The sequence below is a fragment of the Sphingobacterium bovisgrunnientis genome (genome assembly GCF_009829085.1).
Lineage (GTDB): Bacteria > Bacteroidota > Bacteroidia > Sphingobacteriales > Sphingobacteriaceae > Sphingobacterium > Sphingobacterium bovisgrunnientis.
This window is the reverse complement of sequence record NZ_WUQY01000006.1, coordinates 66440-91068: the sequence shown is the minus strand read 5'-3', so window position 1 is coordinate 91068 and position 24629 is coordinate 66440. Positions and strand designations below refer to the sequence as shown.

The 24629-nt window shown below is 35.7% G+C and carries 21 protein-coding genes and 3 tRNA genes; 12 read left to right on the top strand and 12 right to left on the bottom strand.

The window, feature by feature from the left end:
• Positions 1-35: 35 nt before the first annotated feature.
• Positions 36-266: a hypothetical protein gene (locus tag GOQ16_RS04955; protein ID WP_160068292.1), complete on the bottom strand. Its 231-nt coding sequence runs from the start codon at positions 264-266 to the stop codon at positions 36-38.
• A gap of 67 nt (positions 267-333) precedes the next feature.
• Between GOQ16_RS04955 and GOQ16_RS04950 the strand changes: the two genes are divergently transcribed.
• Genes GOQ16_RS04950 through GOQ16_RS04930 form a run of 5 tightly spaced genes read left to right on the top strand, consistent with a single transcriptional unit; the run spans position 334 to position 4927 of the window.
• Complete coding sequence (locus GOQ16_RS04950) at positions 334-840, top strand: pyridoxamine 5'-phosphate oxidase family protein (RefSeq protein ID WP_160068291.1); 507 nt, start codon at positions 334-336, stop codon at positions 838-840.
• Positions 841-888: 48 nt separating this feature from the next.
• The gene (locus GOQ16_RS04945; protein WP_160068290.1) at positions 889-1590 is read left to right on the top strand and encodes an ABC transporter ATP-binding protein; all 702 of its coding nucleotides are present in this window, start codon (positions 889-891) and stop codon (positions 1588-1590) included.
• On the top strand, positions 1571-2521 hold the full coding sequence (locus GOQ16_RS04940; RefSeq protein ID WP_160068289.1) for an HlyD family secretion protein: 951 nt from the start codon (positions 1571-1573) through the stop codon (positions 2519-2521). Before GOQ16_RS04945 ends, GOQ16_RS04940 begins: the two co-directional genes overlap by 20 nt.
• Position 2522: 1 nt before the next feature.
• The gene (locus GOQ16_RS04935; protein WP_160068288.1) at positions 2523-3656 is read left to right on the top strand and encodes an ABC transporter permease; all 1134 of its coding nucleotides are present in this window, start codon (positions 2523-2525) and stop codon (positions 3654-3656) included.
• A gap of 2 nt (positions 3657-3658) precedes the next feature.
• Complete coding sequence (locus GOQ16_RS04930; RefSeq protein WP_160068287.1) at positions 3659-4927, top strand: TolC family protein; 1269 nt, start codon at positions 3659-3661, stop codon at positions 4925-4927.
• Between the two features lie 307 nt (positions 4928-5234).
• Here GOQ16_RS04930 and GOQ16_RS04925 read toward each other — a convergent pair whose 3' ends face one another.
• The 3 genes from GOQ16_RS04925 to GOQ16_RS04915 form a co-directional block, all read right to left on the bottom strand.
• Complete coding sequence (locus GOQ16_RS04925; protein WP_160068286.1) at positions 5235-5666, bottom strand: hypothetical protein; 432 nt, start codon at positions 5664-5666, stop codon at positions 5235-5237.
• Positions 5667-5795: 129 nt separating this feature from the next.
• Complete coding sequence (locus GOQ16_RS04920) at positions 5796-7715, bottom strand: DUF2264 domain-containing protein (protein WP_160068285.1); 1920 nt, start codon at positions 7713-7715, stop codon at positions 5796-5798.
• Between the two features lie 13 nt (positions 7716-7728).
• Positions 7729-8847, bottom strand: coding sequence for a glycoside hydrolase family 88/105 protein (locus GOQ16_RS04915; protein ID WP_160068284.1), 1119 nt, complete (start codon positions 8845-8847; stop codon positions 7729-7731).
• A gap of 415 nt (positions 8848-9262) precedes the next feature.
• Here GOQ16_RS04915 and GOQ16_RS04910 point away from each other — a divergent pair, with 415 nt between their 5' ends.
• Complete coding sequence (locus GOQ16_RS04910) at positions 9263-9766, top strand: hypothetical protein (RefSeq protein ID WP_160068283.1); 504 nt, start codon at positions 9263-9265, stop codon at positions 9764-9766.
• Positions 9767-9819: 53 nt separating this feature from the next.
• Here GOQ16_RS04910 and GOQ16_RS04905 read toward each other — a convergent pair whose 3' ends face one another.
• Positions 9820-12789, bottom strand: coding sequence for a leucine--tRNA ligase (locus GOQ16_RS04905; RefSeq protein WP_160068282.1), 2970 nt, complete (start codon positions 12787-12789; stop codon positions 9820-9822).
• 220 nt (positions 12790-13009) lie between these two features.
• On the opposite strand from GOQ16_RS04905, the gene GOQ16_RS04900 reads away from it, so the two are divergent.
• The 5 genes from GOQ16_RS04900 to GOQ16_RS04880 all read left to right on the top strand — a co-directional run bounded on the left by GOQ16_RS04900 (position 13010) and on the right by GOQ16_RS04880 (position 16813).
• The gene (locus GOQ16_RS04900) at positions 13010-13888 is read left to right on the top strand and encodes a cell division protein FtsX (protein ID WP_149913708.1); all 879 of its coding nucleotides are present in this window, start codon (positions 13010-13012) and stop codon (positions 13886-13888) included.
• A 38-nt stretch (positions 13889-13926) separates the two neighbouring features.
• The gene (locus tag GOQ16_RS04895; protein WP_149913709.1) at positions 13927-14154 is read left to right on the top strand and encodes a DUF3098 domain-containing protein; all 228 of its coding nucleotides are present in this window, start codon (positions 13927-13929) and stop codon (positions 14152-14154) included.
• A 14-nt stretch (positions 14155-14168) separates the two neighbouring features.
• Complete coding sequence (locus tag GOQ16_RS04890) at positions 14169-14984, top strand: undecaprenyl-diphosphate phosphatase (protein WP_149913710.1); 816 nt, start codon at positions 14169-14171, stop codon at positions 14982-14984.
• Positions 14985-15088: 104 nt separating this feature from the next.
• A complete protein-coding gene (gene truB / locus GOQ16_RS04885) occupies positions 15089-15814 on the top strand; it encodes a tRNA pseudouridine(55) synthase TruB (RefSeq protein WP_160068281.1) in 726 nt (241 codons plus the stop codon).
• Between the two features lie 9 nt (positions 15815-15823).
• Positions 15824-16813: a bifunctional riboflavin kinase/FAD synthetase gene (locus GOQ16_RS04880; RefSeq protein WP_160068280.1), complete on the top strand. Its 990-nt coding sequence runs from the start codon at positions 15824-15826 to the stop codon at positions 16811-16813.
• 60 nt (positions 16814-16873) lie between these two features.
• On the opposite strand, the gene GOQ16_RS04875 is transcribed toward GOQ16_RS04880, so the two are convergent.
• The 7 genes from GOQ16_RS04875 to GOQ16_RS04845 all read right to left on the bottom strand — a co-directional run bounded on the left by GOQ16_RS04875 (position 16874) and on the right by GOQ16_RS04845 (position 21290).
• Complete coding sequence (locus GOQ16_RS04875; RefSeq protein ID WP_149913713.1) at positions 16874-17374, bottom strand: DUF4890 domain-containing protein; 501 nt, start codon at positions 17372-17374, stop codon at positions 16874-16876.
• Positions 17375-17781: 407 nt separating this feature from the next.
• Positions 17782-18903: a TFIIB-type zinc ribbon-containing protein gene (locus GOQ16_RS04870; RefSeq protein ID WP_160068279.1), complete on the bottom strand. Its 1122-nt coding sequence runs from the start codon at positions 18901-18903 to the stop codon at positions 17782-17784.
• Between the two features lie 15 nt (positions 18904-18918).
• Positions 18919-20055 (bottom strand): SPFH domain-containing protein, encoded by a 1137-nt coding sequence (locus GOQ16_RS04865; RefSeq protein ID WP_160068278.1) that lies wholly within the window; start codon positions 20053-20055, stop codon positions 18919-18921.
• Between the two features lie 115 nt (positions 20056-20170).
• Positions 20171-20243, bottom strand: a tRNA-Thr gene (locus tag GOQ16_RS04860).
• 8 nt (positions 20244-20251) lie between these two features.
• Positions 20252-20332: transfer RNA gene (locus GOQ16_RS04855), tRNA-Tyr, on the bottom strand.
• Between the two features lie 23 nt (positions 20333-20355).
• Positions 20356-20428: transfer RNA gene (locus GOQ16_RS04850), tRNA-Thr, on the bottom strand.
• Between the two features lie 130 nt (positions 20429-20558).
• Entirely contained in the window at positions 20559-21290 is a 732-nt protein-coding gene (locus GOQ16_RS04845) for an SIMPL domain-containing protein (protein WP_160068277.1), read from the bottom strand.
• 119 nt (positions 21291-21409) lie between these two features.
• Between GOQ16_RS04845 and GOQ16_RS04840 the strand changes: the two genes are divergently transcribed.
• Complete coding sequence (locus tag GOQ16_RS04840; RefSeq protein ID WP_160068276.1) at positions 21410-24250, top strand: S9 family peptidase; 2841 nt, start codon at positions 21410-21412, stop codon at positions 24248-24250.
• The last annotated feature ends 379 nt before the right edge of the window (positions 24251-24629 follow it).

Below are 24629 nucleotides of genomic sequence, written 5' to 3'. Positions count from 1 at the left end.
CAACCTTTGTATTGCAGTAATTTTATAAAATTAAACTAGCCTTTCGTTTCTTCAGCTTTAAAACTGTTCCTCTCATTATTAATGTGATAAGTAAAATTTGTACAAATAATCACATCATTCGCATCAAAATGCTTTACAATACCATTACTTTCTAAAGTAACTACCCAACAGGAATTTTGATGCATTCCATAATCGATGATAAATAAAGTGTGACCTTTTCCCAACGGTGTATCTACATAGATAGTGGGATTTAATTGTAAAATCATAAATATTGACCTCCATATTTAAAACATATTTATAAATGGAATTGTTTTATGTTAAAACAATTAAAATATGAGCACAGAAAATTTAAACAACCAAGAAGCTATTGAAAAATTAAAAGATTTAGTCAACAGCATAGACGTCGCAATGATGGTTACTTACCCAAAAGGTGCACAGTATCCTTACATGACACCAATGAGTCGTCAAGAAATTGATGATGAGGGAAATATTTGGTATTTGATTTCATCCGACAGTGAGACCTATCATAACTTACAAACTGATAATAAAATTTCACTGGCATTTGGAGATCCAGGATCCTATACTTTTCTAAGCATTGATGGAATTGCTGAAGCATCCAGAGATCAAGAACGAATTGAAAAATATTGGAACAAATTTGTTGAAGTATATTTTGAGAAAGGAAAAGAAGATCCATCGATTCGCGTATTGAAAGTAACGCCTGTAGATTCAAATTATTGGGACACCAAAACCAATAAATTTATGACATTGCTGAAAGTGGCCTCAGCTGCGATCACAGGAAAAAAAGTAGACATTGGTCGTGAGGGTGAGCTAAATATTTAATATATTTATTGTGTTTCATAAAATGTAAGCAAAGTCTACAACCTACTGATGGAAAATGAAATCGTAAAACTCAATCAAGTAAATAAAATTTATAAAACTGGTGATACGACTATCACTGCTTTAGATAAGACTTCGATAAGCTTCGAAACAAATAAATTGACACTAATAATGGGGCCTTCTGGGAGTGGAAAGACAACGTTACTTTCCATCCTGGGTTGCGTCATATATCCAACCTCTGGGGAGGTTTTTTATAAAGGGAAGGAAATTACAAAGCTCAAAGAATCCGAACTAGCTAGTTTGCGATTGCACGAAATAGGATTTGTATTTCAACAATTCAACTTGATAGAACCATTGAATGCATTAGAAAATGTGATGCAGCCATTGGTATTACAGGGTGTTTCAAAATCCGAAGCAAGTGCAAAAGCAAAAAAAGCATTAGGTGAGGTTGGGCTTTCCGATAGGATGTATAATCTTCCGAAAAAATTGAGCGGTGGTCAAAAACAACGTGTTGCAATTGCTCGCGCATTAGTGACTGATCCTGCTATGATTTTGTGTGATGAACCCACAGCATCTTTGGATGCTAAAAGTGCTGAAGTCATCATGAATGAACTGAAATCTCTTGCCTCACAAGGCAAAGCCGTAATAATTGTGACGCACGATTTGCGTTTACGAAAATTTGCGGATAAAATTATTTATGTGGAAGAAGGACAGGTTTCAAATACAATAAAAAATGAAGAAGATTATAAATAAATTGCAGTTCATACTCATGCTCTCTGTCTTGGCGACAGCTTGTACTTCTGACAAAAAAGAAGAAAAAAACACCAAAACTAATGCAGAGATCTTACAAGAAGTGACTGAAGTCAAAGCTATTGGCAAGGTTGTATCAGCGGATGATTATTCGGTTATCGCGAGCGCAACAGCCGGGCAAATCAGTAATATATTGGTTCAAGTAGGCGACTCTGTTCAAAAAGGTCAATTAATTTTAAAATTAGGGGCCGGAAATTCTTCATTGGATATTGAGGAAGCAAAAGCGCAACTGAATAGTCTTCGCGCACAAAATAAAACAGTCACAGAGGATATTGCGAAAGCTGAAATCTATGCGCAAGAATTAAAAGAAAAGTATGAAACTTCCAAAGCTCTTTTTGCTAAGAATGCCGAAACTAGAGAAAAGTTGGATGCAGATTATTCCAATTGGCAACAACAAGAAGCTAATTTGCGTGGTTTGAGGCAGTCGTTAAAAGCGCAAAAACTTACAGAAAATGAAAAACAAATTCAAATAAATAAGGCGCAAAATACAATTGGAGACTACAGTGTAAAAGCATCAGCAAGTGGTGTCATTACTGACCTGACTGCCCGATTGGGACAAAGTATTGGTTCTGCTGAAGAATTAGGTAAAATCATAAATATTAAAAACCCAATTATCGAGGCTGAGGTGGATGAGTTGTTTGCAGGTGATATAAAAGTTGGGCAAAAAGTATTTGTATTTCCTGTTGGAAGAAAAGACACCATTGCCACTGGCGAAGTCTATTATGCGAACCAGATCTTGTCGAATAAATCCATTCTTTACGAGACAGCAAATGAAAGTGAAGACAGACGTGTACGTAAAATAAAGGTTAAACTAAACCAAAGTAGCAACCTTATAATCAATGCAAAAGTAGACTGTAGTATAAGAATCCGATAATATGCTTGGACTTGCTTTTAAATTTAAAAAATACGATCGCGCCAAGAGTGTCGGAATTGTCACAGCGATTGTGATAAGTATATTTTTGATTGGTCAGCAGCTCAGCTTACTTTTCTTTTTGATGGGATTGATGGGAAATTTAGTTGGAAATGCGCCTGTAAAGGACAACCAGCTATGGATCATTGAATCCCAAAGTACAAACATTAATGCGGTCAATGCGATAGACCAACGTTTGGTGCAACAAATCGCTAGTCTTCCAGGCGTCGAATCTACACATCCCGTGATATTAGCTGCTGGACAAGCCTCCTTCTTAGATGGAAAGACCGCTGGTGTAACTTTAGTTGGGACAAACTCCCCTGAATTCATCATGGGACCTGTTTCGGCAAAAATAGAAGAAGGTAATATTGCAGACCTCATACAACCATTTTCGGTGACTGCTGAACTTTATAATGCGAAAACATGGAAAACTGATCTTTTCGTAAATAAACCCATAGAAATTAATGGAAAGAGTGCGAAAATTGGTGTTATCACCAAAAATGCACAAGCTTTTGGTGCAAGCTTGATGTACACGTCCATGGAGAATGCAATTGTTTTGGGGAATGCCTCCCCTTCAAAAGTGAGTATAATCATTGCTAATCTTAATGATACCGCATCCAAAGCACAAGTTCAACAAGATATAGAACAGCTATTTCCTCAACTAAAGGCTTGGGATGCTCAAAAACTGAAAAACTCTACTGTCAAAGAAATTTTGATTAGTTCAAATATGGGCATGAGTTTCGGAACATTAGTTGTTTTCGCAATGATCAGTGGTTTCTTTATTATTGGACTCACATTGTATTCCTCAGCCTTGGACAGAATCAAAGATTACGGGACATTGAAAGCTATCGGAGCTACCAAAGGCTATGTGAACAAACTAATTATTGCGCAGGCTTTCCTTTACGCAATCATCGGTTATTTGATAGCGATGTTGCTGTTGGTTGGATTTAAATTTGGCGTTGCCAACTCGGGCTTAGCCATTGAAATTACACCTGGATTTGCATTATTTTTGTTGTTCATCACGCTTTTGATTTCCGTTGGTGGCTCATTATTTGCCGTTCGCAAGATTGCTAAACTCGAACCCGCTTCTGTATTTTAATTATGAAAAAATTTATACCCTACATATTTGCAATTATCCCCTTTGCGCTACAAGGGCAAACAATGAGTATACAACAGCTTTGGGAGAATGCAGATCAAAATTTGAAATACCAGCAAAATCAAGTTCAAACGCAAGTTGTAAAACAAGAATTGCTCGAGATTAAATCGAATCGAATACCTATATTTTATATTGATGCGAATTTGCAGCGAAACCTAATTATTCCAACAACACCTGTTCCAGCTATTGCATTTGATCCGAATGCGCAAGAAGGCGCGATAATACCATTAAAGTTTGCTACAAAATGGTCTTCGAAAGCGGGTGTACAAGTCGAATGGAATATATTTGATCCGAAGCGTCGCGTGGAAGAAAAACAAAAGGAACTAGAAATTCAAAAGTCAGAATTAGAGCAAAAACTTACTTTACAAAACTGGAAAAAAGACGCTACCCTCGCATATGCCTCTATTGTATTTGCTACAGAACAATATAATCAGGCACAAGAAGACACAAGGCTCTATGAAGAAATAGTTTCCATTAATAAAGAAAGATACGAAGCAGGACGTGAACCGTCCACTAACTATATTGCGGCACAACAAGAATTGGAACGTCATACGATACAAGTATTTGATGCTTGGGCAGTATTGCAGGAAGCTGATTTAGAGTTGCGCAGATACAGCAATCTGGATACGATTCAACATATTTCCTCTAATTTTGAAGATATACGAAATAGCCTTCAAAACTTTGACCATACAAACTACGACATCGCTTCATTAGAAATTGATAAAAGCATTTCGGCTTTGCAATTGGCTTCTTTCAAGAGCCAATTATTACCAACGCTGAGTTTTAATGGTTATCTCGGACAGCAATATTTCAGCAATGAGTTGAAGTTGGCACGTAAAGAAGAGTGGTTTGGCAACAGCTTTGTAAATATGGCTTTACGAATTCCGCTTTCTGGCTATTTCACGACGCAGCCAACGATTCAAAAAATTGCATTGAATACTGATTTGATCGGTAAACAGATGCAAGATATTGCGCGCAATGACAATATCGATGACACACAGCGGAAACTTAAAATCACGGCAGCAGAAAGGAAAATCGATTCTTTTCGAAAAATAGAAAAACTTGCACTTCAAAATAAAAATGAACAACACGAAGCTTATAAAGCAGGTAGAATACTGTTAACAGAATATAGCCAAGCGTTGATGGCCTATAAAAAAGCTAAACAAGATATTTGGCAAGCAGAATATGATTTATTGAAATTATTGATTGATTAAAATTTTGATTAAACCTAATAAGCTTATTCAAAACAATTTTTGTACATCCTTTATTAAGGTTTGTTAGGACTCAAATTCATTAGATAAATAAATCGCAAATGACATTTTTCGTTATATATTTTCTCATCTTGAACTATCCATTTAAATGTCAGTGGGTATAAAAATTCCATAATATTAAATGCTGCTAACCAAAATGATCCTCCAAAATCTTGAAATCGTATAGTTATTTTTTCTTTATTTGCTTTCTCTAGTAAAAATTGTCCAACCTCAATAAACTCGTTTTGATCATAAGTTTGATAAATGTTTATTAAAGTTTTTTTGATTTATTACTTCTATGAGCAACATAATTTCTCAAAATATAAAAATCATCAATGTGTTTTTTTGATTCATTTGATATTTTCTCAAAAGGATTTTTTTCTTTGACTAATCTCTTTCTAGAGATTGATTTTAAGTTACTTGCATTCTTCAAATCAAAATACCCTAAACCGTTTAAATAAGCCACACATTCATCAACAGAAATAGTTTTTGGTAGTTTCAATTCGAGTTGTTTCGCAAGTTGGGATGTGTCTTCCTTTAAGCACTCGCAAATCATTTTTTCAATATACCATTCCCAATCACAAATTGTTTTAATAGTAAATGCTTCAATTATTTCTGATGCTTCATAACTCGAAAAAAGCTTATCACGAAGCATTAAAATTTTGGTAAACAAAAACTCTGCTTGAGAATGAATCCTTGCCATATACATAATTGTATATTGAAAGCCAACTAATTCAAATTCCCCATTATTAATTAACTCCGAGTGATCTTTTTTTTTGTCATATAGTTATGAATATACCAAAATGCCTTCATATTATTGAAGGCATTTTGCTTATTTTTTTAAATCTGCTTTAGTCCATTTTTCACCCGACTTTTTAAACAGTAAAATCGTTTCAAAAATATGCTTATCAGTTTTTATTTCTGTAGAAGCCTGAATAACGTAGCTTGTGTTTGATTCAGGATGTAATCCTGTTGACTTTACCACGTTTACACTATCCCATCCTTTTTTGGCAATTAATGCCAATTGATATTTTCCATTGTCAATAATCGTAGCTTTCAGTCCACCTATTTTTTGTTCTTTTTGTGCTAAAGATTTACCCGAGAATTCTGGCAAGGCATAATGACCAAAATTTACTTTTTTGCCTTTCGCATTTAATAAGGTATCTCTTCGCACTATACCATTTGCTTGCATTACGTCTGTCAATTTTATTTGCACTGTAGTATCTGCCGCCCATATAGCTTTTCGTTTGTAGGTATTATCCGAATAATCTTGAAACATATAATAACGGAATGTCTCGTAGGTGTTATCGGGTTTTGAAATAGCATAATCCATCGAAACAGTCCCATCTTTAGAATCCGCTTGCCAAGGAAATACACTGCTATAGGAAAGTTTGGTGTAATTTTCAGTTCCTTCGTAATAGCCCATCTTCCACGTACCTGCCCATGCTCGGATTTCCGAAGCACCAATATTCGCATAATCGGTAATCAGAACATTTGAACCTTCGGAATACTTTTGGACTAATTTTGCCTTTGGAATTTCTTTTTCCCAAGCGCCATTGTTTTCTTTAGCTGTCCAAAAAATATTATCATTTGCCAATAGCAAAGATGTAATAAACACTTTCCCTAACCAAAATACACTCGCTCGACAACTATACTCTTGAACTGCTGGTTCAAAAGGACCATAAAACCCTAGCGTTGGAAGTCCATCTTTCAAAAATTCAGGATGCTGAAGAAATTGCAACAATGTACCTGAAGCAATGCGGCGCATCCATCCAAAATTTACACCTTCCTTATTTTTCAAATGAGCCAATAACGGTAACGGTGAAGAAGCCCCCATACGGTATGCAATACTACGACCATACATAATCATTTTGCCTTGCTCATCAAACATATAGGGATAAGTATCCGCTAAATCACGTAAGTTCTGCATAAACTGTACTGCATACTGCGGATATTGCTTTTCACCAAACATATCTGACCATAAACCGCCAAACATTTGAAAAGCCCACATGCTGTAATAATCGTAGAAAGGACTATCCGTGTACCAACCTTGACCTTTATAATCTTTCAGTACCTTTTGCAAAAGCTCTTCCAACTTGGCTTCATTAACCTTATACCCCTGATCCTTGAAAAAACTTAAAATAAAAATATTGAAGAATCGCCAATTCATATCAATTGTAGGTCCATCGCCATAGCTTAACATCAGCGCTGCCAATTGATCCTTTTGCGCTTGCGTTAATGGATCCCATAATACCTCTTGCGCAGCTTTTAATGAAATAGACAAAGCACCAAATTCAACTAAAATCTGACTTGGGCCACCATTTTTTGCACGATGAGCTATGTATGTTCGGCTATTGGGATTTGATAATCTAATTATCTGATTTCTGTAATATTCTGCTAATGCGATATTATTAAGCTTTAGATTTGGTTCCTCTCTTAATAAAGGCGAGGCAAGAAATAACGTTCTACACAATCCTTCCAATAGTTCGGTAGCATTGTGCTTGCCATCACGTGGATAGCTACGTCCCGGTTGTTTTGGAAAAATAAATGGATCATCTACCGTATTTACATAAGTAAATGCACCATGCAACAAATATTTTGCAGCATCTTTCCAATGCTCCCTATTCATGCCTGTCAACGGACTTAATTGTTTATCTGGATTTTGAATTTCAAAGACAGTTTGTGCTTCTGTATATCTCACGCTTAAGCACAATAAAAGACAGATTACGTACTGTAATTTTTTATTTAACATCTATTTATGAATTTTATTTAACCAAACGATACATTTCAGCCGCAGCTAATAAGAAAGCGCCAACACCAAAAGGTGCAGTCGAATTTTGATCCACAATTTGCCCCGGAATAGCTCGTTCGCCAATTGGCTGTACATAACCCAAATGTCCGTTTTGTTGTAAAGCGACATTTGTTAAATAGCTCCAAGATTTTTGTACAGTAGGTAAAAATTCTTTTTTATTTAAATGTCCGTTATTAATTCCCCACAATATTCCATACGTAAAGAAAGCCGTTCCGCTCGTTTCGGGACCTGGTGCATGGTCTTTATCCAACATGCTACGTGTCCAATAGCCTTCGGGCTGCTGCGAGTTTTTGACCGCCTTTGCCATCTTTACAAACTTATCCTCAAACGAAGCTCTATATTTAGAATCCTGTGGTAAATCTTCCAACACTTTTGCTAGACCAGCTAGTACCCAACCATCACCCCTCGCCCAAAAATCTTTCTTACCATTTGCCGATTTATGTTTAGGATACACGTATTTAGCATCCCTGTAGTAAAGATTTTCTTCAGCATCAAACATGATACTGTTTGCATACTCAAAATAAGTATTCAACTTATCCAAATAAATTTCTTGTCCAGTTAAATTGTACAATTTAGTCATAACAGGCATCACCATATAAAGCCCATCGGCCCACCACCAATAATCAGTTTGCGAAGTGCTCATTTGGTATTCCATAACCTCTTTTGCGCGTGCTATTTTATAATCCGCAGGTGCTAGATTGTATAAATCGATATAGGTCTGAAAACATATCTGCCAATCACCAAACAATACATAATCATCTTTTTCTCCGTAGCTATATTTCCACTCAGATTTATTGTTGGATTTCGCACCTTTCCACTCATTGTGTTCAGCCCAACGGATTGAATAATTCAGAAAGTTTTTGTGCTTTGTTATCTTATAAGCTTCCATATTTCCAGTATGGTAAGCAGCAATATCCCAAAACGCCCATTTTTCGGCAGGATTTTTTTCTTGCCAATAAGCGTTAGACAAATTCAGAACACGCAGAACTTCTTTCTTTTTAGGAAGTTTTTGAGCTAAAAGAATGCTCGGAAGAAATAATAACAATAAAAACAGCTTCAGCTTAGATTTCATAGGTTTTGCTTGATGTATAAATGATTATTTAACATTGATTCAATCTTAAGGATTGGAATCAAATAATCCATCAAGATACTTATGTTTGCTATATTTTTCAAAATAAAGCTAAATTCCAAGTATATTTAGTTAAAATATAATCACTTGCTATGAATGTCAAAATTCCAAATCCCTGTAACGAAAAATATGAAGGTATGTCTCCTTCCGAACTTGGACGAATGTGCAAAGTCTGCAATACGGAAGTTGTCGATTTTACAAATTGGGAAACAAAGGATATTGTGAGCTATATTCAAAAATCCAATCAGAAGGTTTGTGGTAGAATGAAATCCCCAACATACACAGAATTAGTTCATTTAAATCGTATGAACTGGTTATCCATCAGCGCATCATTTCTCTTTTAACAAGTTGGAATAATTTGAAAGCTCATAATATTACTACTTCACCAATAGACAAACAACAGATAACAACAGCAAATTTAAAATTATCGACATCAGAAGATAGCGTAACTTTAAAATTTATTGACATCAATAACAAAATATTACCTCATGCAGTCATTTACGAAAAAAACACAAAAAAATACTTCCATGCAGATAGCAAAGGACATATAAAAATTCCAATTCAGAATAACACGAACATATTCTACGAAGCTAGACTTATAGGCTATGTGAAGAAAGATATCAATATTCTTCCATATCAAAAAAATGAAGTCATAAACGTAATATTAATAGAGGAGATACTTGAAGTAGGTGAAGTCATTGTTGAGCCTAATTCAAGAGTGAAACATACATTCAATAAAGTAATTAATTCGATTCAGCAAATCGAACAACAGAAAGGTTCTTCCACCCAAGAAACAAACAGTTCAATAAAACAAAGACTCAAAAAACTCTTTAATATCTTCTCCGTAAAAGATGAAGAATAGAAAAAAGCCTCGAAATTTACATTTTGAGGCTTTCTTTTAAGCTGTAAGTATACTTAAACTACGATATTTATAATCTTACCTTTTACAAAGATGAGCTTCTTCACGGCTTTACCATCCAAATAGCGTTGTACATCTGCATTTGCTAAGACAATTTCTTCTACCGCTTTCGCATCTAAGTCTAATGCCAAAGGAAGATTCATTTTCATCTTACCATTTACCGATACTGGATAAGCGAACTCTGATTCTACTAAATACTCCGGATTGAATTTTGGATATGCTGCGTAAGAAATAGTTCCTGCTTCATTACCCAATAAAGCCCAAAGCTCTTCTGTGATATGCGGAGCGTAAGGCTCCAACACAACGATTAGATCTTGAAGGATTTTGCGCTTGTTACATTTCAGATCCGTCAATTCATTCACACAAATCATAAAGGCAGAAACCGATGTATTAAACGAAAAACGCTCGATATCATCTTCTACTTTTTTGATGATTTTGTGTAATGCTTTGTATTCCGCTTTTGTAGGTTCTTCGTCCGAAACATTGAAGTTTCCTTCTGCATCGTGGAATAATCTCCACACCTTACGTAAGAATTTATATACGCCCTCAATACCATTTGTGTTCCAAGGCTTTGACTGTTCCAGAGGACCTAAGAACATTTCGTATAAACGTAGCGTATCCGCACCGAAATTCGCGATAATATCATCCGGATTTACAACGTTGAATTTCGATTTTGACATCTTCTCTACCTCAGTACCACAGATATATTTGCCATCTTCCAACACAAATTCTGCGTCCGTAAAATCTGGACGGAATGATTTGAATTTCTTTGTATCTAAAATATCGTTATGAACGATATTTACGTCTACGTGAAGTGGACTAAATGCATCCTTTGGCAATATAACTTGATCTAGATCAGGATATTTAGAATATATGATTTTACCCAACTCCTCTCCAAAAAATGATAATTCTTCTACTTTATCAGTTTCATTATAAAAAATACCATCTGGCAAAAGGAACAAATATTGATTGTTGTCAAAACTATTTGTTACTGATTTAAACAAATTATAATGATTATAAGAAATAAATATATTTCTTATTGAATCTTCAATACCGCTAGTTGAATAATTATTTAGTCTATAAACAAAGTTCGAACGACCTTGAATCATACCTTGGTTGATCAATTTTTTGAAAGGCTCTTCCTCATTGTGGAAACCTAAATCTTTCAAGAATTTGTTCCAGAAGCGTGAGTACAACAAGTGACCTGTAGCGTGCTCAGAACCACCAATGTATAAATCCACAGCTTTCCAATATGCAGTAGCTTCTTTTGATGCAAAGCTTTCAGTATTTTGAGGATCCATATAACGGAACCAATACCATGACGAACCCGCCCAACCTGGCATCGTACTCAATTCGTACTCGTATTGATCTTGGTATTTCCAGTTTTCGGCACGACCTAGAGGTGGTTCACCTGTTTCTGTAGGCAAGTATTTATCCACTTCAGGAAGCAATAAAGGCAATTCCTCTTCTTTAATCAAGTATGGCAAACCATTTTTGAAATAAACCGGAACTGGCTCTCCCCAATAACGCTGACGACCAAAGATCGCATCACGCATACGGAAGTTGATTTTTGCTTTACCCAATTTCAACTCTTCCAACTTCGCAATCAAAGCAGGAACTGCTTCTTGGTACGTCATACCATTGATAAAGCCCGAATTGATGTATTTGCCATCTTTATTTGGATCAGCTTCCTCTTCGATATTTTGAGAATCCGAAATCGGAATAATAGGCAAATTGAAATGTTTTGCAAATATATAATCACGCTGATCACCTGAAGGAACCGCCATGACCGCTCCTGTTCCGTACCCTGCTAACACGTAATCAGCAATCCAGATTTGAACGTCTTCACCCGTGATTGGATGTTTCGCGTACGAACCTGTGAAAGCTCCTGAAACCGTTTTAGTATCTGCCATACGATCCAATTCCGATTTCTTCGACGTTTTATCGATATAAGATTCAACTTCAGCTTTTTGAGCATCCGTAGTTAAAGCAGAAACTAACTCATGTTCTGGCGCTAATACCACAAATGAAACTCCGAAAATTGTATCTACACGGGTCGTGAAAACTTCAATATTAGTATCCAATTGCGGAACTGGAAACTTCACCGATGCACCCACAGATTTACCAATCCAGTTGCGTTGCATCTCAATCAAAGGCTCTGGCCAATCGATAGTATCCAACCCACGCAACAAACGGTCAGCATATGCAGTGATACGCATAGACCATTGCATCATTTTCTTTTGTTCTACTGAATATCCACCACGCTCCGATACCCCATTGATCACCTCATCATTAGCCAATACTGTACCTAGTGCTGCACACCAGTTTACAGTAGATTCGCGTAGATAAGCTAATCTATATTTTAAGATTTCTTTTTGTTGTTCTTCTTCTGAAAATGCTTTCCAATCTTCTGCAGTAAAAGCCAGCACATCTTCATCTGATTCCGCATTAATATTTTGTGAACCAGTAGTTTCAAACTTCGCAATTAAAGTATCAATTGATTCAGCTTTGTCGGCATCTTTATTGTACCAAGCGTTGAACAATTGCATAAAAATCCATTGCGTCCACTTGTAGTAAGCAGGATCTGAAGTACGCACTTCACGTGACCAATCAAAAGAGAAACCAATATTATCCAATTGCTCACGGTAGCGATTGATGTTTGTTTCTGTTGTAATTGCTGGATGCTGTCCAGTTTGGATAGCGTATTGTTCCGCAGGAAGACCAAATGAGTCATAGCCCATAGGGTGCAATACATTGAAACCCTTTAATCTTTTGTAACGTGAAAAAATATCTGAAGCGATGTAACCCAGTGGATGCCCCACGTGCAATCCCGCTCCCGATGGATAAGGGAACATATCTAATACATAATATTTAGGCTTTTCAGTAGACTCAGACGTCTTAAACGTCGCGTGCTCAGCCCAAAACTTTTGCCACTTCTGCTCAATTGATTTATGCGAATAATCCATTTTTAGTACCTTATAAAAGAATTGCGAAATTAGCGATTTTAAGCCAATTTTTGAAGTTTTGTTTTCGTATAACTTATATTTTTAAGATATTAGATATGGATACACCATTCTGAAAAGTAAATAAATGTTAAATTATAAACACAGAACCGATATAAGTTTATATTTATTCCCATAAATCATCTGAAATGGTTACTTTCGCACTAATAAAAACCAAAGCTTTATGTCAGTGATAGAACAAGGCTCTCCAAGAAAAAAAACAAAATCAGTATATATTTCCACTGTGATTAGTATCGCATTGGTATTACTTATGACAGGTCTTTTAGGCTTAATTTTAGTACATGCTAAGAACCTTTCGAAATATGTAAAAGAAAACATCGTTTTAAATGTCATTGTCAACGATAATGTCAATGAAGGTGATGTACTTTCTTTACAAAAAGATTTAGAAAAAGAAGAATACGTACTGCGTACAGAATATGTTTCAAAAGAATTAGCAGCGAAAAACCTAAAAGAAGATTTAGGTGAAGACTTTGTCGAGTATTTGGGTTCTAATCCATTGCTACCTTCGATTGATATATACCTGAAAGAACAATATGCAAATGCAGACAGTATACAACCTTTTATTGATAAAGTAGCGCAGAATAGTCGCGTAAAAGAAATTGTTTACCAAGAATCATTGATCGATATGGTAAACAAAAACATACGAATTATATCAATAGTGGTTTTGGCATTTGCAGTTATCTTGTTAGTTATTGCCGTTGCATTGATAAACAATACCATTCGTTTGGCAATCTATTCGCAACGTTTCTTGATCAAGAGCATGCAATTGATCGGTGCTACCAAGAGCTTTATCCGTAAGCCATATATTATTTATGGAATTATTCACGGTTTAATTGGTGCTTTAATCGCTATTTTATTGTTGATTTTCACCTTACAATTTGCGCAAAAGCAAGTTCCTGAATTAATATTCTTACAGAACTGGGCACAATTTGTGGCAATTTTTATAGCGGTAGTAGGTTTAGGAATTTTAATATCTGCATTAAGCACCTACTTTGCTGTTACTAAATATTTGAAAGCTAAATCAAATAGCCTTTACAATTAATCAAAAAACAATAGTTAACCAACTCAGATATACACATTATGTCGGAAAATAAAACTATAAACCCGAAAAAGAACACAGGATTTGTATTTCAAAAACTGAACTATCAAATCTTTATCGCTAGTATCATTGTCGTTATCATTGGATTCATTTTGATGATGGGTACAGAAGACATTTACAGTTTCACGAAAATCACTTTAGCACCATTAGTCGTAGTTTTAGGCTTTGCACTAGGATTCGTTGCTATTTTATACAAACCTAAAAAATAAATTACACCTTACCAATGGATTACATTCAAGCTATAATTATAGCTATCGTAGAAGGACTTACCGAATACTTGCCGATCTCTTCAACAGCACACATGGGTTTCACAGCTGCCTTATTGGGCATGGAAGAAACCGAATATCTTAAAATGTTTCAAGTTTCTATTCAATTTGGTGCTATATTATCGATAGTTGTACTTTATTGGAAAAAATTCTTTGACATCAACAACCTTCAATTATACCTTAAACTAGCAATTGCAGTAATTCCTGCATTGGTATTAGGTAAACTATTTGATGACAAGATAGAAGCTGTATTAGGTAATCAGATTGCTATTTCTTCAGTACTTGTATTGGGTGGCGTTGTTTTATTGTTTGTTGACAAATGGTTTAAGAATCCTGTAATCACGGACGAAAAAGATATTCCAATTAAAAAAGCATTAATCATTGGTTTTTGGCAATGTCTTGCGATGATGCCAGGAACATCTCGCTCCGCTGCATCCATCATTGGTGGGTTGACACAAGGATTAAGTCGTAAAGCGGCTGCAGAATTTTCGTTCTTTTTGGCTGTGCCTACGATGTTAGCTGTAACAGTTTATTCCGTTTTTGTAAAAACTTGGGGTGAAGGCACAGCAAATGCACAAAAAGGATACGAAATGATTTTGGAAAACAACCAAACAATCACAGCATTTGTAATCGGGAATGTGGTTGCTTTTATTGTGGCATTAATCGCTGTTAAAACATTTATTTCGGTATTAACAAAATACGGGTTTAAAGTATGGGGATGGTACAGAATTATTATTGGAATTGGATTATTAATCTTTTTCTGGCAACAATAATTGGGAGTTAATCTCCAACCTACCTTACGATATTACATTTATTTCGTATTTTTGCATCATCAATCCTTGTATGAATAATTTTATACAAGGATTGAACACTTATAATGGAAAATACAAACTCTACACATAAATCATTCGCCTTTGCAGAAGGCGAACTTCTTTTAGTCGATAAACCACTTACTTGGACAAGTTTTGATGTCGTTGGCAAATTGCGAAATACGATGAAGCCATTGAAATTGAAAGTTGGTCATGCTGGTACTTTAGACCCATTGGCATCTGGCTTACTAATTGTCTGTACAGGTAAGTTGACGAAGAAAATCGATTCGTTTCAAGCTGAAGACAAGGAGTACACAGGTACAATTACATTGGGGGCTACTACACCATCTTATGATTTGGAAACAGAGATTGACCAAACCTTTGATATTTCTGCTATCACAGAAGATCAAATCATTGCGGCAGCAAAAACTTTTGAAGGCGATATCGAACAATTTCCCCCTGCGCATTCAGCATTAAAAATCAATGGCGAACGTGTTTATGAGAAGGCAAGACGCGGTGAAGATGTAGAGTTAAAAGCTCGTAAAGTAACTGTTACTTCCTTTGAAATTGAAAAAATTGAAATGCCACATGTACATTTCAAAATTAGATGTTCGAAAGGCACTTACATTCGCTCGATAGCCAATGATTTTGGAAAAGTATTGAATAACGGCTCACACTTATCCAGTTTGCGCCGTACGATGAGTGGAGATTTTCATGTTGATAATGCATGGAATCTTGAAGAATTGATTGAAGCAATCAGAGCACATAAAGCTTCCACACTAGAAACTGTATAGTATTATTCGATGAAAATATATAGAAGCTTAGAAGAATTTGAGCCACTAGAAAATGCAATCGTTACCATCGGAACATTTGATGGTGTGCATATCGGTCATCAAAAAATACTTAAAAAATTGGTTGATTGTGCGAAAGATACAGGTGGCGAAACCGTCCTATTGACATTCTTTCCACATCCGCGATTGATTATTAATCCTACGGATGATAGTCTACGCTTGATTAATGATATTGAAGAAAAAGCGCATCAACTCGCGCTGTGTGGTTTGGATCATTTGATCATAACGCCATTTACCCGAGATTTTTCAAATCTATCCCCTGAAGAATACATTCGAAATGTATTAGTTGAAAAATTAGGTACAAAGACTATAATTATCGGATACGATCATCATTTTGGTAAAGATCGCAAGGGATCAATCAAGGATTTAGTACATTTCTCACACATCTTCGATTTTCAAGTTAAAGAAATCGCAAAGCAAGACATTGAGGACGTGGCTGTTTCTTCCACCCGTGTACGCGAGGCATTGATCAAAGGTGAAATAGATATTGCAAATAAATATTTAGGATATCCTTTTGAGTTGACAGGTACGGTCGAAAAAGGAGATCAGATTGGTCGCCAAATTGGTTTTCCAACAGCGAATCTTCATGTACATGAAGCACACAAATTGATTCCAGCGTACGGTATATACGCCGTTGAGGTGGACATATATCCAAGTGTTCCACAAATTGTATCAGGCGAATACATCGAGAATCCTATTATTAAAAAAGCCATAGGGATGTGTTATATTGGCACTCGACCTACAGTAGATGGCATGAATCGCAAAATTGAGGTTAATCTTTTAGATTTTGATGCAGATTTGTACAGTAGTACAGTCCGCATTCTTTTCAAAAAATTTATTCGTGGTGATGAAAGATATGATACATTAGAAGAACTTCAACAGCAAATAAAAATTGACGAGAAACAAATCAGAGCATACTTTGAAAGTACAGCTTCAAAATAAAAACAGAAAAGCCTTAATCTCACGATTAAGGCTTTTTAACTAACCAACTAATAAACTATATTAACCTACTCTACGATCACGTTCTACTTTTTTACCTTCTATTCTACGTTTTGAATCGCCACGACGCTCAAAATTTTTCTTACGATCCTCACCTCTTTTGAAAGAGTGATCTCCACGTTTTGCAAACTTCTCTTTCCAAATTTCTTTTTGCTCAGGCGTCAAGATTTTTTCAAATTTTTCACGTTGAGCTAAACGTTCTTTACGAGCTTGTTCGCGCTCTTTTTGTCTTATTTCGTGCTGTTTTTTAAATTTATTTGCCTGATCCAATTGCAACTTGTAAATATCATTACGTTGCTTTGATGTCAAACTAAGTTCCTTTTCAAGCTTTTCTGTACGCTTTTCAGCAATTTGTTCTGGGCTTAATTTAACCATATCTTTGCGTACATATTCCTTACGTACATAAGATTTTTTATCAGAATTAGGTTTCTTTATACCCTCTTGAGCTAGAGCTCCAAAACTAATACCTGATAATACTATTGCTAATGATAAAAACTTTTTCATTTTATTGTTCTCCCTTCTTTTTAATTATAAACTTTATAGTACAATAGATGCGAAAACAATCAAATTGTTTAATTTGAGTTTAGTTAAAAATTGTTAAGAAGAATAAGGAAATTTTGGGATGGTCTATAAACAGAAAATGCTTTCATCTCGAAAAGCACATCATTTTAATTTTTAACTTTCATCAGAAAGTTAACTTCTTGTTAACGTTTCTGACTTTTTGTTTGTTCTGTTTTGGTTGGTTGCTCTACGAATCCCCAGTTAGTCACATAGTACATATACGGGCTTCTTGTCATTAAAGATTTTTTTTCTTTTTGTTTTCTTATCATATTTTTCCTTTCTTTTAATCATTTGTTGTATAAACAACAATAACCGAGCCAAACATGTTTTACTGACACAAGCAGCTATTTCTAGCCTGTTGCAACAAAATAAATTACCAAAATGGCTATTATACTAACTACTAAAAAGAATATTTTCCAAAAACTATATGGCCGATCGCCATATACTCTACCCGAAAAAGCATTAATCAACACACTATAAGTTTTGTTTTTATAGTGATACGAAGACATATACAAAGGCAACAAGATATAACGCAAAGTAACATCACTAATCTCTGTCTCATAATCTCCAATACGCTGTTCGTCGCCTCCTATATCGCGTCGAATCCAAAATTGCACTTCTCGATCAATTACCTCTTGTGCACGTTCAAAACCATAATGATGATCCTTCTGATATGTTTGCGCTAGAAATCCACTTAAATATTGTTCATCAAAAGGAACTAATTTCTCTAAATTCCAAGAATCGACTTTATCTGAATTTTCTTGCGTAAGTGATGTTGAAGCACAAATGAGAATATCATTTAACTGCCCCGACACTGTACCGGATGCATAACTCCATCTCGTCTTTCGATCTTGAACGGTACGCGATTTTCCATTTCCATCACGAACTGTTCTATTTACATAGTAATAATCCCCTCGCTCCCCTTCATAATCAGACGCTACATACGCATTATAACTCCAATACGGTATATACACTCCTTTCAAGCCATTGACAGAATGTGCGTCCAAAACATACTTCAAATCATTGGGTGCAAACCAAAGTGTCTTTCCCCAGTTTTTGAGATTAGTTAAAGCCAATTTGTAATCAATTCCAAAGGGCAATACTGCATTTGGTCGAATGACACGTTCGGTATGGTGATCAATTACCAACGGAGAGGCACAAAATGGACAGTTTGTCGAGACAATGTGCGCATCCAGTGTTGTATTAGCACCACAATTGCTACAACTCGCAACTTCGGCTTCTTGATGTAATACCTCATCTTGCTTATCCGCAATACTTGCTGAATAATCATCAATCGGTATAGGTGTCAAATCCAAGGTAAATTGTGTTGCATCATATTTTGGGATCTCATTTTTTTGACCACAATATGTACACAACAAAAAGGATGTGCCAGGCAAATAATTTAATGGTGCAGCACAGCCCGCACATCGTAAATTTTTCTTTACTTCTGTTGTTTTATCTTCGAAAGACATAAAATTCCAAACGTATTAAGCTCCTGGTATTGGAGGTGGCGTATTTTGGAATAAAGAAGCTAGTTCTGCATTTTCTCCAGCTTTTTCCCAAGCCGCTAAGCCAGCATACCAAACCAAAGTCTCTTTTTGAATTGCGCCAGAAGTAACTAACCTTTGTACTTCACTTGATGACACTGGACCTTGTCGCTGACCCTGAGACACGTAGAAAATACTTTTTTGCTGTTGCTCTGGAAGAGGTGGAGGTACAGCTGCTCCAGACTGCTGAGGGGAGGTATTTCCTTCAAATTTACGTTCTTGAAAAACATTGCCCATTTGTCCCATCATGCCCATACCAAGCCCTGCGCCCATTCCAGCGCCCATGATGCCACCGCCATTTGGATTTTCGGCAGCTTTCTCCATAGAGTTTGCTGCTTGGAATTGTGCAAAAGCCCCCATATCACCAACTATGCCCATGCTACTTCGCTTATCCAAAATTTTCTCAACTTCTTCTGGTAAGGAAATATTCTCAATCAAAAATTTGTTTAGGTTTAAGCCAATTTCATTAAACTCTGGACTAATCTTATCCTGTATAACTTTAGAAACTTCGTCGTAGTTGGAAGCCAAATCCAAAACTGGAATTTTCGATTCTGCAATAGCATCCATACCGCGTGCAACAGCCAGATTACGCAATTGTTCATTGATATGATCTACGGAGAAATCCGGATTTGTGGCAGCTATTTCTTTTAGAAATATTGCTGGATCTTTTACACTAAACGCATAATTTCCAAAAGCGCGTAAACGAACTGGTCCAAATTCAGCATCACGTAGCATAATTGGATTTTTCGTTCCCCATTTTTGATTTGTAAACTGACGTAAACTCACGAAGAATACATCAGCTTTAAAAGGACTATTAAAACCATATTTCCATCCTCTTAAGGTGGTCATAATAGGCATATTTTGCGTATTGAGTTCGTATCTACCCGCTGTAAATACATCAGCGATTACACCTTCATTCATAAATACAGCAGCTTGACCTTCACGTACAGTCAGCTGTGCACCCATTTTTATTTCATTTTGATATCTCGGGAATTTCCAAACGATAGTATCTTGCGTATTGTCAACCCATTCAATTATATCAATAAACTCATTGCGTAATTTGTTAAATAAGCTCATTTCTTTTTTTCATTTAAGTTTATAACAACTTAAATATAGGAAAATGATTAATATAATAGATTAGTGATAAACAAAAAAAGCTCAACTTCAAATTGAAGTTGAGCTTTTTATTTAGAGCCTCTTATCGGAATCGAACCAATGACCTACTGATTACAAGTCAGTTGCTCTACCAGCTGAGCTAAAGAGGCTTTTGGAGTGGAGGGAGAAGGATTCGAACCTTCGAAGCCGAAGCAACGGATTTACAGTCCGTCCCATTTGACCGCTCTGGAACCCCTCCAGACCTGTGAATTCTCACATTTGAGCCTCCTATCGGAATCGAACCAATGACCTACTGATTACAAGTCAGTTGCTCTACCAGCTGAGCTAAGGAGGCGTACTGTTTAAGAACGTGCTGCAAATATCTAAACTTGAAATCAATATTCCAAACATTTAGAACCTTAAATCTTCAGCTAAACAGTAATAAACTGAATATCAAATCAATTTTTTTATAATAATTTAAGATATTATTGACCAAAACTCACTTTTAAAGTGATATTGGCAGTCTTTGCGCGAGAAGTCGTATTAAATACACCGCCGTAAGAAAAGTCTTCGTTGTTATTTTGACCTGTAATTTGAAAAACACCCAGATCCGCTTTCAACAATGAGCCTAGACTACTGCCCGACTCTTTCGCGATATTCTCAGCTCTAGATTTTGCATTTTGTGAAGCTTCAGCAATCAATGCCAATTTCAAATCCTCCAATTTGGAATAATAGTAATTTGGAGCATTAGATGCGAGCTCCACGCCTTGAGAAATTAGTCCTGAAATTTCGCGTGATGCATTATCTACTTTGTCCAAATCTCGAGATTCTACACTTACAGTCTGGTTCAAACTGTAACCTGTAAATGTATTGAAGCTATTACCGCGTTCATCAGTATGGTAACTAAAGTCACGAATTATATTCACCGCATCAAATAGAATTTCATTTTCTTTAATGCCTTTTTGCACTAAGAAATTTTTGACCAAATCACGGTCTTGACGCAATTGTTCCGAAGCTTCACTCAGATTCATTGACTTGCGGCTATATGAAGCCGACCACTTCACAATATCAGACTCAAAATCCTTTTTGGCATTACCTGTTACATTGATTGTATTGTTTACCTTGAATTTATATTTGTAGGCATTCCCCAAAATAAAAGCTGCCGCTATCACTGCAACAGCAGCTATGATACTTACGATTACGGTTGTAGATTTCATAATTATATTTTCAATTTATGATATAACGTATACATTGTAATTAACGTGCCAAAATTGTTGCAAAAAGATAATTATAGAATGTCTACTTTTATTGTTACAAATAATATGGTATTATCCTAATGAAAAATAAAGCACTATATACGGCACTTTTGGTTGGATTCTCACTCCAAGGAAATGCACAGCAAAAGCCACCTATTGATCACACTGTATTTGATTCGTGGAAAAACATATCTGCACAAAATTTCTCCAAGTCAGGGAAATTTATCTACTATACGATTTCACCACAAGAAGGCGATGCCGTCACTGAATTAAAAGATCAACAGAATAATCTAATTTTTAAGCTCGAAAGAGGAACTTCATCCAAAATAACCGAAAACGAGAAATTTTTCATTAGCAACATCAAACCATTTTTCAAAGAAACGCGCGAAGCTAAAATTAAGAAAAAGAAGCTTGATGAAATGCCAAAAGACTCTTTATCGGTCTTCAATATTTCTACCAAAGAAGCTGTAAATCTTGGCGCCATTAAAAATTGGAAATCACCAAGATTAGTTACTTCATACATAGCTTATCAACAGGAAATTGAAATTCCTACTAAACAAGATACGATAAAAAAAGACCTTATTTCGGATTCTAGCACAACAAAATCTGTTGCTTCTAAAAAAGCTCCTGCTAAAAAAGAAACGGTTTTGGTACTTTACAACTTGCAAAGCAAAGACACCGTTCAAATTTGGAAAGCTGATAGCTACTATTTTGATGACAATGAAAAGTATTTAGTATACAACAAAAAAGGAGCAGACAAAGATACGACTGGCGTTGCAGGCTTATATATTTATGATCTGGCTAAAAAATCCGAAAAGAAAATAAGCAATGGCAAAGGAAATTACAAAAACATCAGTTTTGATGATTTGTCGCAAAGATTAGTATTCTTAGCCGATAAATCCCCGGATAAAGCGCAAATCAAAGATTTTAAAGTTTACCATTATAATTGGCAGACAGATACAGCGACAGTGTTATTAGACAGACAATCAGCAGGTGTTCCTGCGAATTGGTATGTTTCGGGTGATGGCAATTTAAATTTCAGTGCTGATGGCAAGAAATTGATGTTGGGTTTAGCTCATATCCCGAAGGTAAAAGACACTACACTCGTTGAATTTGAAAACGCGAAAGTGGATATTTGGCACTGGCAGGAGGAATCATTGATGACACAACAATTAGTAAATGTTGGACGCGAACGCGCTAAAAGTTATGAGGCTGTATACCATTTTAACAATCAACGCTTAATTCCTTTGAGTGATGAAAATTTTGGCAGATTATTCACCACAGCTACAGGAAATGAAGAATGGGCACTCAGCTCCCAAGTAACCAAAGAAAACAAAATTGCATCGCAATGGTCTCTTGGGAATCCACAAGACATTTATTTGGTATCAATTATTACGGGTAATAAAATATTAATCAAAAAGAATCACATAGGTCAAGCTTATTTGTCTCCCAATGCTACACATATTGTATTTTATAATACGGATAAGTCAGTATGGTCTGTATATGAGATCGCTAAAGAACAGGAAATACTTTTAACACAAAATCTTTCTGTTTCTTTTGCGGATGAACTTAATGATGTACCCGCCTCGCCGAGTTCGTATGGTTATGCAGGCTGGTCTGAAGATGGCAAAGGTATTTATATCAATGATCGATACGACATTTGGTATTTTAGTTTTGATGGAAAAAACAAATTGAACGTGACAAACAATTATGGACGTCAAAACAACATTGTATTGCGAGCTCAAATTTTTAGAAACAGCGATCCGCGTCAAGCATCAAACATTATTAATCCCAAAAAATCACTTTTGCTCACTTCATTTCATGAGAAAACAAAAGAAAATGGATTTTTCAAATTAGATTTAGGTAAGAAAAATGGATTAAAAGAGATAATTCAATCCAAAAACGTTTACAAAAGATTAATTTCAAATGAAGACAACACAATTTTCGCATTATCACGCGAAAACTATGTTGAATATCCAGATTTGTACTTAACAAAAGATTTTGTAAACCTTTCGAAGCTTACAGATATAAATCCGCAACAAAAGAACTACAATTGGGGGACTGCTGAGCTTGTAAAATGGACGACTCCTAACGGCTACGCCGCTGAGGGGATATTGTATAAGCCAGAGGATTTTGATCAAAGTAAAAAATACCCAATCATCTCCTATTTCTACGAGACCCATACAGAAGGATTGTATAGTTACCACGAACCTGCTCCTACGCCATCGCGTTTGATGATTTCGTATTTTGTAAGTAATGGTTATTTGGTGTTCTCGCCAGATATTCGTTACAAAACTGGACAACCAGGCAAAGACGCAGAAGAATATGTAAACTCAGGCATGAAATTTTTAGCGCAAAATCCGTGGGTAGACGAGACAAAAATGGCGATTCAAGGTCAAAGTTGGGGCGGCTATCAAGTAGCACATTTGATTACACGTACCAACATGTACGCTGCAGCATGGTCTGGTGCGCCTGTAGTCAATATGACTTCTGCATATGGTGGTATCCGCTGGCAAACAGGTATGTCAAGACAATTTCAGTACGAAAAGACGCAGAGCCGTCTAGGGGCTACATTGTGGGAAAACCGCGATTTGTACATTGAAAACTCTCCATTATTCTTTATGGATAAAGTAACTACTCCAGTCGCTATTATGCACAATGACAATGATGGGGCTGTGCCTTGGTACCAAGGTATAGAAATGTTTACGGCACTTCGTCGTCTGCAAAAGCCTGTCTGGTTATTGAATTACAATGGAGACGAACATAATTTGATGCAACGGCAAAACCGTAAAGATATTCAAATTCGTCAAGCACAATTCTTTGACCACTTCTTAAAAGGAAAGCCTGCAGCCGATTGGATTAAGCACGGCGTAAAAGCGATTGATAAAGGTATAGATTGGGGTTTACGCGAAAGCGATTAAAAGATAGATCAATATTAATTAAACAAAATGAGGGTTCAGATACAAGTCTGAACCCTCATTTTGTTTTCAAACCTTTTTAAATGATATTTAATACATAGACTATATTTAATTAATCCTGCAACTCTATGTGTAGTATGCTTACATATTAAAAATTTTAAATAGTCATTTTTAGTAAGTGAGCACTCAAAAAAGCAATTTAAACCAAAATTCGATACTAAAAAACTATTTTTTAATAAAAACTAGCATTTTTTTTGATACAAAATCCGCAAAATTCAGATTATTTCTATTTTTTTTCATTTTTTTTCAAAAAAAATTATAAAAATCTAAAATCATAATGTATTTTTGGTCATCATTAATCAAATAGACAACAAAATACAAC

Coding starts and splice junctions, on each gene's coding strand:
- GOQ16_RS04955 (WP_160068292.1), bottom strand. CDS start 266: ATGATTTTACAATTAAATCCCACTATCTATGTAGATACACCGTTGGGA.
- GOQ16_RS04950 (WP_160068291.1), top strand. CDS start 334: ATGAGCACAGAAAATTTAAACAACCAAGAAGCTATTGAAAAATTAAAA.
- GOQ16_RS04945 (WP_160068290.1), top strand. CDS start 889: ATGGAAAATGAAATCGTAAAACTCAATCAAGTAAATAAAATTTATAAA.
- GOQ16_RS04940 (WP_160068289.1), top strand. CDS start 1,571: ATGAAGAAGATTATAAATAAATTGCAGTTCATACTCATGCTCTCTGTC.
- GOQ16_RS04935 (WP_160068288.1), top strand. CDS start 2,523: ATGCTTGGACTTGCTTTTAAATTTAAAAAATACGATCGCGCCAAGAGT.
- GOQ16_RS04930 (WP_160068287.1), top strand. CDS start 3,659: ATGAAAAAATTTATACCCTACATATTTGCAATTATCCCCTTTGCGCTA.
- GOQ16_RS04925 (WP_160068286.1), bottom strand. CDS start 5,666: ATGGCAAGGATTCATTCTCAAGCAGAGTTTTTGTTTACCAAAATTTTA.
- GOQ16_RS04920 (WP_160068285.1), bottom strand. CDS start 7,715: ATGTTAAATAAAAAATTACAGTACGTAATCTGTCTTTTATTGTGCTTA.
- GOQ16_RS04915 (WP_160068284.1), bottom strand. CDS start 8,847: ATGAAATCTAAGCTGAAGCTGTTTTTATTGTTATTATTTCTTCCGAGC.
- GOQ16_RS04905 (WP_160068282.1), bottom strand. CDS start 12,789: ATGGATTATTCGCATAAATCAATTGAGCAGAAGTGGCAAAAGTTTTGG.
- GOQ16_RS04900 (WP_149913708.1), top strand. CDS start 13,010: ATGTCAGTGATAGAACAAGGCTCTCCAAGAAAAAAAACAAAATCAGTA.
- GOQ16_RS04895 (WP_149913709.1), top strand. CDS start 13,927: ATGTCGGAAAATAAAACTATAAACCCGAAAAAGAACACAGGATTTGTA.
- GOQ16_RS04890 (WP_149913710.1), top strand. CDS start 14,169: ATGGATTACATTCAAGCTATAATTATAGCTATCGTAGAAGGACTTACC.
- truB (WP_160068281.1), top strand. CDS start 15,089: ATGGAAAATACAAACTCTACACATAAATCATTCGCCTTTGCAGAAGGC.
- GOQ16_RS04880 (WP_160068280.1), top strand. CDS start 15,824: ATGAAAATATATAGAAGCTTAGAAGAATTTGAGCCACTAGAAAATGCA.
- GOQ16_RS04875 (WP_149913713.1), bottom strand. CDS start 17,374: ATGAAAAAGTTTTTATCATTAGCAATAGTATTATCAGGTATTAGTTTT.
- GOQ16_RS04870 (WP_160068279.1), bottom strand. CDS start 18,903: ATGTCTTTCGAAGATAAAACAACAGAAGTAAAGAAAAATTTACGATGT.
- GOQ16_RS04865 (WP_160068278.1), bottom strand. CDS start 20,055: ATGAGCTTATTTAACAAATTACGCAATGAGTTTATTGATATAATTGAA.
- GOQ16_RS04845 (WP_160068277.1), bottom strand. CDS start 21,290: ATGAAATCTACAACCGTAATCGTAAGTATCATAGCTGCTGTTGCAGTG.
- GOQ16_RS04840 (WP_160068276.1), top strand. CDS start 21,410: ATGAAAAATAAAGCACTATATACGGCACTTTTGGTTGGATTCTCACTC.